General features: G+C 63.4%; 13 protein-coding genes. 7 read left to right on the forward strand and 6 right to left on the reverse strand.

Going from position 1 to position 14,836, the window contains the following annotated elements; all coding sequences use genetic code 11:
- Window positions 1-84 precede the first annotated feature (84 nt).
- The 4 genes from fepB (at window position 85) to CKW09_RS17810 (ending at window position 4,212) form a co-directional block, all read left to right on the forward strand.
- On the forward strand, window positions 85-1,092 hold the full coding sequence (fepB, locus tag CKW09_RS17795; protein ID WP_061799315.1) for a Fe2+-enterobactin ABC transporter substrate-binding protein: 1,008 nt from the start codon (window positions 85-87) through the stop codon (window positions 1,090-1,092).
- A gap of 206 nt (window positions 1,093-1,298) precedes the next feature.
- Window positions 1,299-2,354: a Fe(3+)-siderophore ABC transporter permease gene (gene fepD / locus CKW09_RS17800; RefSeq protein WP_061799316.1), complete on the forward strand. Its 1,056-nt coding sequence runs from the start codon at window positions 1,299-1,301 to the stop codon at window positions 2,352-2,354.
- The gene (fepG, locus tag CKW09_RS17805) at window positions 2,354-3,391 is read left to right on the forward strand and encodes an iron-enterobactin ABC transporter permease (RefSeq protein ID WP_061799317.1); all 1,038 of its coding nucleotides are present in this window, start codon (window positions 2,354-2,356) and stop codon (window positions 3,389-3,391) included. Before fepD ends, fepG begins: the two co-directional genes overlap by 1 nt.
- 17 nt (window positions 3,392-3,408) lie before the next feature.
- Window positions 3,409-4,212 (forward strand): ABC transporter ATP-binding protein, encoded by an 804-nt coding sequence (locus CKW09_RS17810; protein ID WP_061799319.1) that lies wholly within the window; start codon window positions 3,409-3,411, stop codon window positions 4,210-4,212.
- A gap of 28 nt (window positions 4,213-4,240) precedes the next feature.
- On the opposite strand, the gene CKW09_RS17815 is transcribed toward CKW09_RS17810, so the two are convergent.
- The 3 genes from CKW09_RS17815 to budA all read right to left on the reverse strand — a co-directional run bounded on the left by CKW09_RS17815 (window position 4,241) and on the right by budA (window position 8,472).
- Window positions 4,241-5,830: an ABC transporter substrate-binding protein gene (locus CKW09_RS17815; RefSeq protein ID WP_095098615.1), complete on the reverse strand. Its 1,590-nt coding sequence runs from the start codon at window positions 5,828-5,830 to the stop codon at window positions 4,241-4,243.
- A 143-nt stretch (window positions 5,831-5,973) separates the two neighbouring features.
- Window positions 5,974-7,659: an acetolactate synthase AlsS gene (gene alsS, locus CKW09_RS17820; protein WP_061799321.1), complete on the reverse strand. Its 1,686-nt coding sequence runs from the start codon at window positions 7,657-7,659 to the stop codon at window positions 5,974-5,976.
- A gap of 33 nt (window positions 7,660-7,692) precedes the next feature.
- Window positions 7,693-8,472, reverse strand: a complete 780-nt coding sequence (gene budA / locus CKW09_RS17825; protein ID WP_061799322.1) for an acetolactate decarboxylase — start codon at window positions 8,470-8,472, stop codon at window positions 7,693-7,695.
- A gap of 452 nt (window positions 8,473-8,924) precedes the next feature.
- Between budA and CKW09_RS17830 the strand changes: the two genes are divergently transcribed.
- Window positions 8,925-9,827, forward strand: a complete 903-nt coding sequence (locus CKW09_RS17830) for a LysR family transcriptional regulator (protein ID WP_061799324.1) — start codon at window positions 8,925-8,927, stop codon at window positions 9,825-9,827.
- On the opposite strand, the gene eutC is transcribed toward CKW09_RS17830, so the two are convergent.
- Complete coding sequence (eutC, locus tag CKW09_RS17835) at window positions 9,806-10,597, reverse strand: ethanolamine ammonia-lyase subunit EutC (protein ID WP_061799325.1); 792 nt, start codon at window positions 10,595-10,597, stop codon at window positions 9,806-9,808. The genes CKW09_RS17830 and eutC overlap by 22 nt on opposite strands.
- Window positions 10,594-11,979, reverse strand: coding sequence for an ethanolamine ammonia-lyase subunit EutB (locus tag CKW09_RS17840; protein ID WP_095098618.1), 1,386 nt, complete (start codon window positions 11,977-11,979; stop codon window positions 10,594-10,596). The genes eutC and CKW09_RS17840 overlap by 4 nt, the downstream gene beginning before the upstream one ends.
- A gap of 198 nt (window positions 11,980-12,177) precedes the next feature.
- Here CKW09_RS17840 and CKW09_RS17845 point away from each other — a divergent pair, with 198 nt between their 5' ends.
- A complete protein-coding gene (locus CKW09_RS17845; protein ID WP_095098621.1) occupies window positions 12,178-12,726 on the forward strand; it encodes a nucleotidyltransferase family protein in 549 nt (182 codons plus the stop codon).
- 94 nt (window positions 12,727-12,820) lie between these two features.
- Here CKW09_RS17845 and CKW09_RS17850 read toward each other — a convergent pair whose 3' ends face one another.
- Window positions 12,821-13,741, reverse strand: a complete 921-nt coding sequence (locus CKW09_RS17850) for a LysR family transcriptional regulator (protein WP_061799331.1) — start codon at window positions 13,739-13,741, stop codon at window positions 12,821-12,823.
- A gap of 97 nt (window positions 13,742-13,838) precedes the next feature.
- Between CKW09_RS17850 and CKW09_RS17855 the strand changes: the two genes are divergently transcribed.
- A complete protein-coding gene (locus CKW09_RS17855) occupies window positions 13,839-14,831 on the forward strand; it encodes a bile acid:sodium symporter family protein (protein WP_095098624.1) in 993 nt (330 codons plus the stop codon).
- Window positions 14,832-14,836 lie beyond the last annotated feature (5 nt).

Below are 14,836 nucleotides of genomic sequence, written 5' to 3' on the forward strand. Positions count from 1 at the left end.
TTTTAAAATATTGAGTGGTAAATTAGCGGGTATGCCTAACCCAGCCAAGACACGTCTTAGTTCAAGGAAAGAAAGAGCCCGCTCATGACCCTATCCTTACGCCACCTGTTTATTTCACTGATCGCCGCTTCCGGCCTGCTGCTCAGCGGCTGCGGCCCGGACGACCAAGCCGGGGCGCAAACGCCGGCCTCCGACGCCGCAAACGGCGGCTGGCCGCGCACCATCAACAGCGCCAAGGGCCCGTTTACGCTGGAAAAACCGCCGCTGCGCATCGTCTCCACCAGCGTCACCCTCACCGGCACCCTGCTGGCGATCGACGCGCCGGTGATCGCCAGCGGCGCCACCAGCGCCAACTCGTCGGTGTCTGACGACCAGGGTTTCTTCACCCAGTGGGGCGAAGTGGCGAAACGGCGCAACGTCAAACCGCTGTATCAGGTTGAGCCCAATGCCGAAGCGGTCGCCGCCGCCAACCCCGATCTGATCGTCATCTCCTCCACCGGCGGCGATTCGGCGCTGAAGCTGTACGATCAGCTGTCGACCGTCGCGCCCACCTTGGTGCTCAACTACGGCGATAAAAGCTGGCAGCAGTTAGCCACCCAACTGGGCGAGATCACCGGCCACGAACAGGGGGCCAAACAGGCCGAAGCGCGCTTTGAACAGCGGGTGGAACAGGTAAAACAGTCCATCGCCCTGCCGCCGCAGCCCACTTCTCCGCTGGTCTATGACGACAACGGGCGTGAGGCCAAGCTGTGGACGCCGGACTCCGCCCAGGGGAAATTGCTGACCCAGCTCGGCTTCCGGCTGGCCACGCCGCCGGAAAGCGCCAAGGGCAATACCAGCATGGGCAAACGCCAGGACATCATTCAGCTGTCGGGCGAAAAGATGGCGGAAGGCCTGAACGGCAAGACGCTGATGCTATTCTCCGCCGATCAACGCAAGGTCGGGGAGCTGTTGGCCAACCCGTTCCTCCGGCACCTGGAGCCGGTTGAACAACATCATGTCTATGCCGTCGGCACCGATACTTTCCGCCTCGATTATTACAGCGCGACCAACATGCTGAACAGCATCGAACGGCAGTTCAAGAAATCCTGACGTCCCCCCGGCAGGCCCGGCGCCTGCCGCGTTTCACGGCGCAATGATTACATTCAATCTATTGAAATATAAAGAATCATTAACATCGCGAATCACTGACTCCCCTTATCCGACGGATGCATTGCGGCGTAAACTCATGCTACTATAAGCCGGTCTTCAAGAACGCTAATAATAATGAGAATCAAAATTATAAAGGAGTTAACGGTGTGAGCTTACCCACTCCGACTACGCGGACGCCTTCGTCCACGACTCGCACAGCCTACGCCAGCGGCCTGAAGCGCGTTTCCGGGCTGGGTTTTTGCCTGGCGCTGCTGCTGCTGTGCGTAATGGCCAGCCTGATGCTGGGATCCAAATCCATTCCCTTTCATACCGTTTGGCTTAGCCTGCAGGGCCAGTTCAGCGGCGCGGACAGCACCATTATTCTCGATGCCCGCCTGCCCCGCACCCTGGCGGGCATGCTGGCCGGCGTGGCGCTGGGCGGCGCCGGCGCGCTGATCCAGGCGCTGACGCGCAACCCGCTGGCCGATCCCGGCGTGCTCGGCATCAACGCCGGCGCCAGCTTCGCCGTGGTGCTGGGCATTATGTTTTTTGGCGCCGCCTCCACCGAAGGCTATATGAGCTGGGCCTTTGCCGGCGCGGCCATCACCACCCTGCTGGTCTACCTGATCGGCACCCTGGCGGGGGGGCGCATCAACCCGGTGCGGCTGACGCTGGCCGGCGTGGCGATAGGCGCGGTGTTGAGCGGCATCACCACCGGGCTGTCGCTGCTCGATCCGCAAACCTTCGACCAACTGCGTTTCTGGCAGGCCGGTACGCTGGATATCCGCACCCTGGCCAGCCTGGCCGTCACCGCGCCCGCCATCCTGATCGGCGCCCTGCTGACGCTGGCCATCGCCCGGCCGCTGAACACCATCAGCATGGGGGAAGACCTGGCCATTGCGCTCGGCGCGCGGGTGGTGCTGACCCAAATCGTTTCGGTTGTCGCCATCACGCTGCTGTGCGGCGCGGCGACCGCCACCGTCGGCCCGATCGCCTTTGTCGGCCTGATGGTGCCGCACATCGCCCGCTGGTGGGTCGGCCCCGACCAGCGCTGGATACTGCCCTACTCAATGCTGATGGCGCCGGTGCTGCTGCTGTGCGCCGACATCATCGGCCGTTTGCTGGTGCCCGGCGAGCTGCGGGTCTCCATCGTCACCGCCTTTATCGGCGCGCCGGTCCTGATCTGGCTGGTGCGTCGCAAGAAAACGCTGGGGGGCCTGTAATGTCGATGCCTCGCACCCTGCTGATCGGCCGCCCGGACGGCATGATCAGTTGGCGCATGCCGCTGCGCGTGCTGGTGGTTAATTTATCGCTGCTGGCGCTGTGCCTGCTGTTGGCCATGGCGGCGCTGTGCTACGGCACGCTGCAGCTGTCGCTGGAGCAGGTGTTCTCGGCGCTCGGCGGCCAGGCGCCGAAGAACCTGGTGACCGTGGTCACCCAGTGGCGCCTGCCGCGCATCAGCATGGCGTTGCTGTTGGGCGGCGCGCTCGGCATGAGCGGCGCCATCTTCCAGTCGATCATCCGCAACCCGCTGGGCAGCCCGGACGTGATCGGCTTCAACATGGGCGCCTACACCGGCGCGCTGATCGCCATTACGCTGTTCAGCGGCGGCTATTACACCATCGCCGGCGGCGCGCTGGCCGGCGGCATCCTCTCCGCTCTGCTGATCTACCTGCTCGCCTGGCGGCGGGGGGTGGTCGGCTTCCGGTTGATCATCGTCGGCATCGCCATCAGCGCGGTGCTGGTCTCCACCAATACCTGGCTGATCATCACCGCTTCGCTGGAGCGCGCCATGGATGCCGCCATGTGGCAGGCCGGCTCGTTGAACGGCATGACCTGGCAGAAATCGCGGCCGGCCATGGCGTTTATCAGCCTGGCCGCCGCCGCCGCGCTGCTGATGGGCAAACGGCTGCAGCTGCTGGAAATGGGCGACGACGCGGCGCGCGCGCTGGGGGTCAATGCCGAAAGCAGCCGGCTGTGGCTGATGCTGTTCGGCGTGACCCTGACCGCCGCCGTTACCGCCACCGCCGGGCCGATCTCGTTTATCGCGCTGGCCGCCCCGCAGATCGCCCGCCGGCTGACCGGCCAATCGTCGGTTACCCTGACGTCGTCGGCGCTGATGGGGGCCACTTTGCTGCTGGGGGCCGACGTGGCTTCCCAGCATCTGTTCGCGCCGACCCAACTGCCGGTGGGCGTCGTGACCGTCAGCATCGGCGGCCTGTATCTGATCTGGCTGTTAATCCGTGAGTCCCGCAGATAATGAAGAGTAAGAATGCCATGAGCCACCGCCTGCACGCCTCGCACCTGACGCTGGGCTACGACAGTAAAATCATCGCCAACGACCTGAGCGTGGCCATTCCCGACGGCGCTTTCACGGTGATTGTCGGGCCGAACGCCTGCGGAAAATCCACCCTGCTGCGCGCGCTGTGCCGCCTGCTGAAACCCAGCGCCGGCGAAGTGATGCTGGACGGCAAGAGCATCAGCAGCTTCGCCACCAAGGCGCTGGCGCGCGAGCTGGGGCTGCTGCCGCAGACCTCAATCGCGCCGGACAGCATTACCGTGGCGGACCTGGTTTCGCGCGGGCGTTATCCGCACCAAAGCCTGCTGAAGCAGTGGACCCACGCCGACCGGCAGGCGGTAGAGGAAGCCATGGCGGCCACCAACGTCAGCCAGTTGGCCGAGCGCAGCGTCGACGAGCTGTCCGGCGGCCAACGTCAGCGCGTGTGGGTGGCGATGGTGCTGGCGCAGCAGACCCCGCTGCTGCTGCTGGATGAGCCGACCACCTACCTGGACATCGCCCACCAAATTGAGCTGCTGGATCTGTTCCGCCAGCTGAATCAGGAGCGCGGCCAAACCATGATCGCCGTACTGCACGATCTGAACCACGCCTGCCGCTATGCCGACCATATCATCGCCATGCGCGACGGCAAGATTGTGGCGCAGGGGAAACCGGCCGAGATCATTACCGCCGAGCTGGTAGAGCAGGTGTTCGGCATGCCCTGCATGATCATCGACGATCCGCTGTCGCATACCCCGCTGGTGATCCCGCGCGGCCGCTTCCACTGCGATCCCGCGCAGTAAGGAAAAGGCCGGTTTCCCGGCCTTTTCTCTATTTCTCCAGCGAGACCTGCTTAAAAATGTGTTTGCCGAACGGATCGATTTCGTAGCCCTTCACTTCCTTGCGCACCGGCTCGAAGATGGTCGAATGGGCAATCATCAGCGCCGGCATTTGCTCATGCATCATCACCTGCGCCTGCTCATACATCGCCACCCGCTTGGCGTGGTCGTTCTCTTCGCGCGCCTGCAGGATCAGTTGGTCGAACGGCTTGTAGCACCACTTGGCGGAGTTGGAACCGCCGTCGGCCGACACGCAGGTGAACAGCGGGCCGAAGAAGTTATCCGGGTCGCCGTTGGCGGTGGTCCAGCCCACTAACGCCGTCTGGTGCTCGCCGTTTTTAATCCGCTGCAGGTATTCGCCCCACTCGAAGGTGACGATTTTTGCCCGTACGCCGATGTCGGCCCAGTCGGACTGGATCATCTCCGCCATGCGTTTGGCGTTGGGGTTATAGGGCCGCTGCACCGGCATCGCCCACAGGTCGATGTCGAACCCTTGCCCCAACCCCGCCTCCTGCAGCAGCCGTTTAGCCTTATCCGGCGCGTACGGGTAGTCTTCTATCTTGTCGTTGCTGCCCCATTGGGTCGGCGGCAGCAGGTTTTTAGCCGGCTGGCCGGCGCCGTGGAACACCGCCTCGATAATCGCCGGCTTGTTGACCGCCAGCGCCAGCGCCTGCCGCACCTTGACGTTATCCAACGGTTTCTTCTGGGTGTTGAACGCCAGGAAGCCGATATTCAGCCCGGACTTTTCCAGCACCCGAATATTTTTGTCCTGCCGCATGCGCGCCAGATCCGCCGGATTGGGGAACGGCATCACCTGACACTCGTTCTTTTGCAGCTTGGCGTAGCGCACCGCGGCGTCCGGCGTGATCGAGAATACCAGCCGATCGATTTTCGGCCTGCCTTCCCAATAGTTGTCGAACGCCTTGTAAAGAATTTTGGCGTCCTTCTGGTACTGCACCAGTTGGAACGGCCCGGTGCCGATCGGATCGTTGTCCACGCGCTCCGGGGTGCCGGCCTTCAGCATCGCCTCGGCGTATTCCGCCGAGAGAATGGTGGCGAAGTACATGCCCAGGTCGGCGACGAACGGCGCTTCGGCGCGGGAAAGCTCGAAGCGCAGGGTGTTGTCGTCCAGCTTGACGATGCGCTCGATCAGGCTGCCGAACTCCATCGATTCAAAGTTGGTGTAGGCGCCGTTGGACACCTTGTGGTAGGGGTTATTGGCGTCCTTCTGGCGCATGAAGGAGAAAATGACGTCGTCGGCGTTGAAATCGCGGGTGGGGGTAAAATATTTGTTGCTCTGGAATTTCACCCCTTTGCGCAGGTGGAAGGTGTAAGTTTTGCCGTCTTCGCTCACCTCCCAGCGCTCCGCCAGGCTGGGCTGCAGTTCGACGGTGCCGGTTTTGAAATCCACCAGCCGGTTATAAATCGCCGCCGAGCTGGCGTCCACCGTGGTGCCGGAGGTAAACAGCTGCGGGTTGAAGCCTTCCGGTGAACCTTCCGAACAATAGACCAGCGTGCTGGCCTGCGCCCCGCCGGTGACCGCCAACGCCAACAGCCCTATCGTTATCGCTTTTTTATTCATCGTGCCATCCCCAGTGGTAAGAAAACAGACCCGACCGATACCAATAAATCATGCAGTTAGCGATGTAAAGCACAAATTGTGAGCATAAAAAAACGGGGAGGCGCGCAGCTGGCCTTCCCCGTGGTTCGCACGAGATCATGAATTTAAATCATCTGGCTGAAGTTCATCTGCGCCATCAGCTTGTAGTTGTCGGCGTAGTCGACCGGGATCGCCACCACCACCGGCCCCCGAATCTCCATCGCCTTGCGCAGCATCGGCCGCAGATCCTCTACCGACCGCACGGCAAAACCGACCGCGCCGCAGGATTCCGCATAGGCTTTAAAGTCGATCGGCCCGAACTCCACGCCGGATTTGCGCTGGTATTTGTTTACCTCCTGCATTTCCACCATGTTGTAGGCGTTATCCACCCAGATCACGTGAACGATGTTGTTTTTCAGCCGCACTGCGGTTTCCAGCTCCATGCTCGACTGCATAAAACCGCCGTCGCCGGATATCGACACCACCTTGTCGCCGGGGCGCACCAGCGCCGCGCCGATCGCCCATGGCAGCGCCACCCCCATGGTCTGCTGGCCGTTGGAGATCAGCAGCTGACGGGCGCGGAAGCTGTAGAGGTAGCGGGCGATCCAGATATGGAAGCTGCCCATGTCGACGCACAGCGTCACGTCGTCGCTGACGATGTCCTGCAGCTCTTTCACGATGCGCAGCGGGTGGATCGGCATGCCGCCGCGCCGCGCCGCGCGCTCCGCCAGCTCGCTGCGCTGGCGGCCCAGATCGGTGAGGATCAGTTCCACCTCGGCCGGCACGCTCACCGCCCCGCTGAAGGCTTCGGTCAGCATGTCGAGGGTGGCGCTGATATTGCCCACCAGCTCAATATCCGGGCGATAGCAGGTGTCGATGTCCGCCGGCAGCACGTCGATGTGCACCAGCTTCAGGCGGCCCTGGCTGTTCCACATGCAGGGATCGTATTCGATCGGGCCATAGCCGACGCTGACCACCAGGTCGGCCTTCTGCAACAGCTGGTCGGCGGGCTGGTTGTTGAACAGCCCGACCCGGCCGGCAAAGCGGGCGAAGTGATTGACGTCGATCACCCCGGCCGCCTGATAGGTGCCGACCACCGGCATATGGGTGCGATACAGCAGCTGGCGCACCGCTTCGCTGTTTTCCGGCCGGCTGGCCTGCAGGCCCAGCAGCAGCACCGGGCATTTCGCCTGTTGGATCAACTTCACCGCCGCCTGGATGTCGTCCGCCGCCGCGGCGCCCATGCGCGGCAAACGGCAGCCGGCCAACACCGGCGCGCTGACCGGCTCATTGACGATGTCCATCGGCAGGCTAACGAACGAGGCGCCGGGCCGGCCGAACTCGGCGTGGCGGAAGGCGTTGGCGATCACCTCGGAGATCGCCGAGCCGGCGTGCACCTCGGCGCAGTATTTGGTCACCGGGCGGAACATGCTGACGGTGTCCATGCTTTGGTGCGTCTGCTTCAGGTTGTCGGCGCGCTTCACCGCCCCGCCGAAGGCCACCACCGCATCCCCTTCCGAGGTGGCGGTCGCCAGCCCGGTGATCAGGTTGGAGCTGCCCGGCCCGGAGGTGACCAGCGCCACCCCGGCCTTGCCGGTCAAACGGCCCACCGCCGCCGCCATAAAGGCGGCGTTGGCCTCGTGGCGCACCACCACCGTTTCGATCGAGGGCGCATCCTCCAGCGAATCGAACACCCGGTCAATCTTGGCGCCCGGAATGCCGAATACGTGCTTCACGCCCTGCGCCTGCAGATTTTTCACCACCAAATCTGCGCCGCATTGCCAGTTATTGTCTGTTTTTACCTGTGCCATGGTTCCACCTCCTAAAAAACGGTCGCCGGGGCATTAACCCTCGGCGGAACGAATCGCGCGGTCCAAATCCTCTGGGCAGAGGTCGGCGCGCAAGAAATCCGCATCATGCGGCAACTGAAGATTGAGACGGGTGATGACGCCAAACTGCAGGCGGCCGTGATCGAGCTGGTAATCCAGCACGTGGCCGCCGCCGCTGCGATCGTCGGTCACGAAATGTTCGTGGTAGCCGGCCACGCCGATGCCCTGCATATAGTCCGGCGAACGGAAGCCGACCAGGGTGCCCTGGCGCTGATGGAAGGAAAAGGTCGGCTGTTCCTCGATCGCCTCCAGCATCGGGCGATACGGCCGCTCCTGGCGCGGCACGGTGCGGGTTTCCACGTGGCTGAATTCGCCGTCGACGCGCACCGCGCAGAACAGGTTCGGCGAAGCGACCTGTTCGTCGATGCACTGGTGCAGCTGGGCCTTGGTGATCGGCCGGTCGAACTGCTGGCTGACGCTGGGCCGGAAAAAGGTGACGACGGCAAAGGGGGTTTTCTGTTGCAGGCCGGCCGGCCGGGCGCTGCCGTCGGCGCGCAGCTGGTGTATTTCGTGGTCGAAGGCGATCAGCTCGCCGTCCAGATGATTGAAGGTGCCGAGGCCAAAGTTGCCGTGCTTCAGCAATTCGGCGATGGTGACTTCGCCTTCGTACACGCCGCCGATTAACGCGCTCATCAGCGAGATTTGATAGATTTCGCCCTCCCCGGCGCTTACCGACTGCCTGGCAAAACCCTGCACCAAATGGTGCGCACAGGAACAACCGCGGTTTTCGTTCATGACCTACTCCTCCACCGGCGCGAAGCAAAATGCCCCACGCGTTCAAAAATGCCCACCGGCGGTGAGCAAAGATGCCGCCACCGACGCGTTCCAGAGTTGGAACGATTCAGCCTGAGGCGACAAAAAAACCGGCACGGCGGGCCGGCTGGCGTACGGGTTCAACGAGGGATTAGAGAATATGAAGACTTACTAATCATTACTGCTGAGCCGGACGCCAAATTGAACGGTTTATCTGGTGTTGAAGCGGCAATCAATCCCGCAGGCCGCTAGGCAAACCTGGGGAAAATGTTCCATGTTTTGTGCTAAAGGCCGCGAGGTTTATGCATTTTTTCTCTATGCGACCCAAGTGCGACGGCGCTGCTGCCGTCCGTAAGCACAGGAGAAGAGTAGCCTCGCGGCAGATAACTGAGAAGCGGGTATTCATAAGAAACGCTTTTGCATATAATGCAAAAATGAATGATGCCCGTTATGTTGAACATCTGCCGATTTTTCTCGACGTGGCCCGATTGGGCAGCTTCTCCGCCGCCGCGCGCAAACTGGGCATGGTGCCCTCTTCTCTGGTGCGCCATATCGACGCGCTGGAGGCCGCGCTTGGCGCCAGGCTGTTTATCCGCTCCACCCGCGGCCTGATGCTGACCGACGCCGGCGAACTGCTGCTGACGCGCGCCGCGTCGCTGCTGGCGAATATTACCGGCATCCACGCCGAGCTGAGCGCGCTGGGCGATACGCCGCAGGGCACGCTGCGCATCAGCTGCCTGCCGACCTTCGGCAAAACCTATATTCTGCCGCTGCTGCCGACGCTGACCGAACGCTGCCCGCGGCTGTTTGTCGATCTGGATCTGACCGAACGCCACACCGATCCGACCCAGGAACTGCTGGACGCCGCCATCCGCATCGGCGAACAGAAAGACAGCGGGCTGTACGCCAGCCGCATCGCCACCCAACGCTGGGCGATGTGCGCCAGCCCCGGTTATGTCGCCCGCTATGGCCGGCCGGCCAGTCTGGAGGCCCTGCCGCATCACCGGCTGATCGCCCGCTACCACAAACAGCAGCCGGCCTGCTGGGCGCAGATCCTCAGCGTACCGCTGATGAGCCGCTGCAGCATGGTGCTGCGCTGCGACGACTTTACCGCCCAACGCCAGGCGGCGCTGCTCGGCGTGGGCATCGCTTTTCTGCCTAACTGGGTGGTGGGGCCGGACATTCAAAACGGGCGGCTGCTGCGGCTGCTCGAAGACCCGCGCGACGAACAACAGGGCATCTACCTGCTGCGGCCGGTAGCGAAAGTCTCCGCCCGGCTGGCGGCCTTCATCACCCTGCTGCAGCAGGGCATCGGTCAGCCGCCCAGCTGGGAGTGAAGCGGCGTCACCCGCCCATACAGCGCCGGGTTGTCGCTTTCGTCCTTCAATTCAATGCCGGTCAGCCGCCGCTGCAAGGCCTGCTCCAGCAACCATGCCAGCTTGAACGCCGCCTGCGGATAGCCCAGCCCTTCCGGGCGCACGTTGGAGATGCAATTGCGTTCGGACTCCCTTCTTTGGGTATTCGGCCCCCAGGTCAGGTAAATGCCCAGGCTGTCGGGTGACGACAGGCCCGGCCGCTCGCCAATCAGGATAGCCACCGCCTTTGCCCGCAGGCACTCGCCAATGTCGTCCCCCAGCGCCACCCGCGACTGATGCGCCAGCACCAGCGGCGCCAAGGAAACGCCCAACGCGTCAAGATAAGGCCGCAGCGCCCGCAGCAGCGGCAGCGCCTGGCGATGCACCGCCGTGGAAGACAGGCCGTCCGCCACCACCAGCAGCAGGTCGGCCCCCTGCTGCGGCAGGCCGAGCAACAGTTTGCGGCTGTCCGGCGCCAGCCGGCGCCCCCGATCCGGCCGGCGCAGGTAGGCGGCGCGATCTTCCGCCTGGCTGTGCACGGTCAACGTTGACCAGCCGTCGTCCTGCAACGCCTGCGCCAGGCGATCGCTGTCGAAAGGCTGATGAACGGCGTCGCGCGCCTGCGCATGCGCCAGCCCGAAACGCAGCAGCGCGTCGGTCGGCAGGCTGGCGCCGGTGCGCCCCAGGGCGATGCGCGCGTCGGTAAAGGCGCGCAGCGCGTCCCAGCCGTTGAGGTGTACCGGTTTTTTCATGGCCTTTCTCCCTGCAGCGCCAGCAACAGCGGATGATTGGCGGCGGTGTCGCGCAGCCGCCCGCGATCGTCGATGATGTTCATTTTCGCCAGCCACACGGCGAACTCCGGCGCATGTTTCAGCCCCAGCAGCTCGCGAATGTAGAGCGCGTCGTGGAACGAGGTGCTCTGGTAATTGAGCATGATGTCGTCCGCCCCCGGCACGCCGATCAGGAAGGTCAGGCCGGCGGTGCCCAGCAGCGTCAGCAGGGTATCCATGTCGTCCTGATCGGCCTCGGCGTGGTTGGTATAGCACACGTCGCAGCCCAACGGCAGGCCGAGCAGCTTGCCGCAGAAGTGATCTTCCAGCCCGGCGCGAATGATCTGTTTGCCGTCATACAGGTATTCCGGGCCGATAAACCCCACCACGGTGTTGATCAGCAGCGGAGAGAAATGGCGCGCCACCGCATAGGCGCGCGCTTCGCAGGTTTGCTGATCGACGCCGTGATGCGCATTGGCCGACAGGCAGCTGCCCTGCCCGGTTTCGAAATACATGACGTTATTACCGAGCGTGCCGCGGTTGAGGCTCAGCGCCGCCTGCTGCGCCTCGGCCAGCAACGCCAGGCTGATGCCGAAGCCGCGGTTGGCCGCCTCGGTGCCGGCGATCGACTGAAACACCAGATCCACCGGCGCGCCGTGTTCAATCATTCGCAGCGTGTTGGTGACGTGGGTCAGCACGCAGGACTGGGTGGGAATGGCGAAGCGCTGGATCACCTCGTCCAGCATGTAGTTGAGTTTTTCCAGCAGCGGCAGGCTGTCGCTGGCGGGATTGATGCCGACCACCGCGTCGCCGCTGCCGTACAGCAGCCCGTCGAGCATGCTGGCGGCGATGCCCTGCAGGCTGTCGGTCGGGTGATTGGGCTGCAGCCTGACGCTGAGGTGGCCCGGCAGGCCGAGGGTGTTGCGAAAGCGCGTCACCACCCGGCACTTCTTCGCCACCAGGATCAGGTCCTGATTGCGCATGATTTTACTCACCGCCGCCGCCATCTCCGGGGTAATGCCGGCGGCCACCTGCGCCAGCATGGCGCTGTCCGCCTGCTCGCTCAGCAGCCAGTCGCGGAAGTCGCCGACCGTCAGGTGGGAAATCGGCTCAAAGGCCGCGGCGTCATGGCCGTCGACGATCAGACGCGTCACCTCATCCTGCTCGTAAGGTACCAGCGGCTGCTGCAGAAAAACCTTCAGCGGCAGATCCGCCAGCGCGATGCGCGCCGCCATCCGCTCTTCGGCGCTTTCCGCCGCCACTTCCGCCAAATAGTCGCCGGAACGCGCCGGCGAAGCCTTGGCCATCAGTTGGCGCAAGTCGCTAAAACGGTAGCCGCGTCGGCCAAGCGTTGCCTGATACATAGCGTCCCCTGTTGCCTGGTTGAGGGTGTTATGTTGCAAACCCTGTACCAAGTGTAGTCAGTCGGCGGCGTTTTTTGTTTTCCGCATAAAATCAGCCCGTTAACCCAAAGGCAGCGCCAGCCGGGCTGCACTGAAATCATGCATGCGCTTCCGCCGGCGGGCGCGGCGGAGTACAGTAGCCGCAGCAAAGGAGAGATAATGGATAGGCAACAACAAATTATCCTGTGGTTACAGCAAGATAACCAAAGAATGATCGCATTGCGCACCGCGCGCCGGCTCGGCCTGAACGACTGGTGTCTGGGCGCCGGGTTCGTGCGCAATCTGGTGTGGGATCGGCGGCACGGCTATGCCGACGCCACGCCGCTCAACGATATCGACGTGATTCATTTCGACCCGCAGCGGCCGGAGGCCGAACGCGATCGCATGCTGGAAGCGCGCCTGCAGCAGTGGCTGCCGCAGCCCTGGTCGGTGAAGAATCAGGCGCGCATGCACCTGCGCGGCGGCCGGGCGCCGTACCGCGACAGCGAGGACGCCATCAGCTTCTGGACCGAGGTGGAAACGGCGATCGGCGTGCGGCTGAACGCCGACGACAGTCTCACGCTGGTGGCGCCCTTCGGCCTCGATGCGCTGTTCAATGACAGCATCACCTTCAACGCCAAAAACGGCGATCTGAGCGCCTATCAACGGCGGGTGGCCGAAAAAGGCTGGTTGGCGCGTTGGCCGCGCCTGCGGCAGGTAAAGTTTTAGCCGCCGCTGCCGATACCCCGAGCAGCGATGTCAGGGCTCAGGGAGAGCGTCAATCGCCCGACCGCGCTCAACGCCGTGGATGTCTATATCTGACTCAGTAATCCGCCTGTTGTTGGCGCTGCTGCTGCAGCAGCGCCGCCTGCTGGCGCACCACCTGCCAGATGGCCTCCGCCGCCGGCGTCAGCGAGCGGTTCTTGCGCCGCACCAGCATCAGCGCGCGATTGATTTCCGGCACCAGCCGCCGCACCTTCAGCTGCCCGCCTTCCGGCAGCGGCAACGCCAGCGCCGGGAAAATGCTGATGCCGATGCCCGCCGCCACCATCGGGAACAACGTCGCCGGGTGGCCGATTTCCTGCACCACCGGCGCCTCGACGCCCTGCTGACGCAGCGCGCTGTCGATCAGCGGCCGGCTGCCGGAGGCGTAATCCTGCAGCACCAGGCGGCAGCCGTTCAGCGCCGACCAATGCACCTCAGGCTGCGCGGCGAACGGATGATCGTTACGACACAGCAGCAGGAAAGGTTCGTGCAACACCGGCTCGCAATCCAGATCCACCGCCTGCACCGGATCGACCACGATGCCGAAATCCACCTCGGCGTTGCGGATGCTGTGCAGCACCTGCTGCTGCGCCTGATCGCGCAGCATGATGCGGATCTCCGGATACTGCCGCTCGCCGGCGGCGATGCACTGCGGCATCAGGTGCGCGGAGATGGTCTGGCTCGACGCCACCCGCACCGTGCCGCTGCGCTGCACGCCGAAGCTGCGCGCATCCAGCAACGACGCCTGCAGCTCGTCCAGCAGCCGTTCGACCCGGTTGGCCAGCCGCCGGCCGGCGTCGGTCAGCACCACTTCGCGGGTGGTGCGGTCCAGCAGGCGCACGCCGACCTCCGCTTCCAGTTCCTTCACGCTGTGGCTGACCGCCGACTGAGTCAGGCCTATCGCTTCGCCGGCGCGGCTGAAACTGCCGTGCCGGGCGATGGCGACGAAGACCTTTAGCTGCTTGAGTGAATAATTCATGTGTTTTTTTCATAAATTAATTAAATAAATCAATTTAATTATTATATCCCGCCGCGGGAGAATACGCCTATCGATTTTCTGCTGCGAGTACGCCGCCATGAGATTTCTGCCCGACCGCTTTACCTTAACGCTGATCGCCACCGTGCTGCTGGCTTCGTTCCTGCCGGCGCGCGGCGAGTTTGTCGGCTGGCTGAATACCCTGACCATCGCCGCCATCGCCCTGCTGTTCTTCATGCACGGCGCCAAACTGTCGCGCGAGGCCATTTTGGCCGGCAGCAACAACTGGCGGCTGCATCTGTGGGTGATGTTCAGCACCTTCATCATCTTCCCGGCGTTGGGGGTGCTGTTTAAATGGTGGTCGCCGATCGACGTCAGCCCCGAGCTGTATTCCGGCTTTATCTATCTGTGCATCCTGCCCGCCACCGTGCAATCCGCCATCGCCTTCACTTCGCTGGCGGGCGGCAACGTGGCGGCGGCGGTGTGCAGCGCCTCCGCTTCCAGCCTGTTGGGGATCTTCGTGTCGCCGCTGCTGGTCGGCCTGCTGATGAACGTGCACGGCGAAACCGGCAGCCTGCAGCAGGTGGGCTCCATCGTGCTGCAGCTGCTGGTGCCGTTTGTCGCCGGCCACCTGTCGCGGCCGCTGATCGGCAAATGGATCGAGCGCAACCGCAAGCTTATCGGCAAAACCGATCAGACCTCCATTCTGCTGGTGGTCTATTCGGCCTTCAGCGAGGCGGTGACGCACGGCATCTGGCACCAGGTGGGCATCGGCTCGCTGGCTTTCATCGTCGGCGGCAGCATCCTGCTGCTGACCCTCGTGCTGTTGGTGAACACCTACATGGCGCGCTGGCTGGGTTTCAGCAAGGCGGATGAGATCACCATCGTGTTCTGCGGTTCGAAGAAAAGCCTGGCCAACGGCATTCCGATGGCCAACATCCTGTTCCCGGCGGCGACGGTGGGCATTATGGTGCTGCCGCTGATGGTGTTCCATCAGGTGCAGCTGATGACCTGTGCGGTGCTGGCCAAAAGGTACCAGCGCAAACAGCAGGATAAGCAGGCGGTGTTGAACTCACAGGCTTCACGCGGGTAAAAAAA

The organism is Serratia ficaria (assembly GCF_900187015.1).
GTDB lineage: Bacteria > Pseudomonadota > Gammaproteobacteria > Enterobacterales > Enterobacteriaceae > Serratia > Serratia ficaria.

Excerpts from the sequence above, each read along its gene's own strand:
- fepB (WP_061799315.1), top strand. The coding sequence starts at position 85 with ATGACCCTATCCTTACGCCACCTGTTTATTTCACTGATCGCCGCTTCC.
- fepG (WP_061799317.1), top strand. The coding sequence starts at position 2,354 with ATGTCGATGCCTCGCACCCTGCTGATCGGCCGCCCGGACGGCATGATC.
- CKW09_RS17810 (WP_061799319.1), top strand. The coding sequence starts at position 3,409 with ATGAGCCACCGCCTGCACGCCTCGCACCTGACGCTGGGCTACGACAGT.
- CKW09_RS17815 (WP_095098615.1), bottom strand. The coding sequence starts at position 5,830 with ATGAATAAAAAAGCGATAACGATAGGGCTGTTGGCGTTGGCGGTCACC.
- alsS (WP_061799321.1), bottom strand. The coding sequence starts at position 7,659 with ATGGCACAGGTAAAAACAGACAATAACTGGCAATGCGGCGCAGATTTG.
- budA (WP_061799322.1), bottom strand. The coding sequence starts at position 8,472 with ATGAACGAAAACCGCGGTTGTTCCTGTGCGCACCATTTGGTGCAGGGT.
- CKW09_RS17830 (WP_061799324.1), top strand. The coding sequence starts at position 8,925 with ATGAATGATGCCCGTTATGTTGAACATCTGCCGATTTTTCTCGACGTG.
- eutC (WP_061799325.1), bottom strand. The coding sequence starts at position 10,597 with ATGAAAAAACCGGTACACCTCAACGGCTGGGACGCGCTGCGCGCCTTT.
- CKW09_RS17840 (WP_095098618.1), bottom strand. The coding sequence starts at position 11,979 with ATGTATCAGGCAACGCTTGGCCGACGCGGCTACCGTTTTAGCGACTTG.
- CKW09_RS17845 (WP_095098621.1), top strand. The coding sequence starts at position 12,178 with ATGGATAGGCAACAACAAATTATCCTGTGGTTACAGCAAGATAACCAA.
- CKW09_RS17850 (WP_061799331.1), bottom strand. The coding sequence starts at position 13,741 with ATGAATTATTCACTCAAGCAGCTAAAGGTCTTCGTCGCCATCGCCCGG.
- CKW09_RS17855 (WP_095098624.1), top strand. The coding sequence starts at position 13,839 with ATGAGATTTCTGCCCGACCGCTTTACCTTAACGCTGATCGCCACCGTG.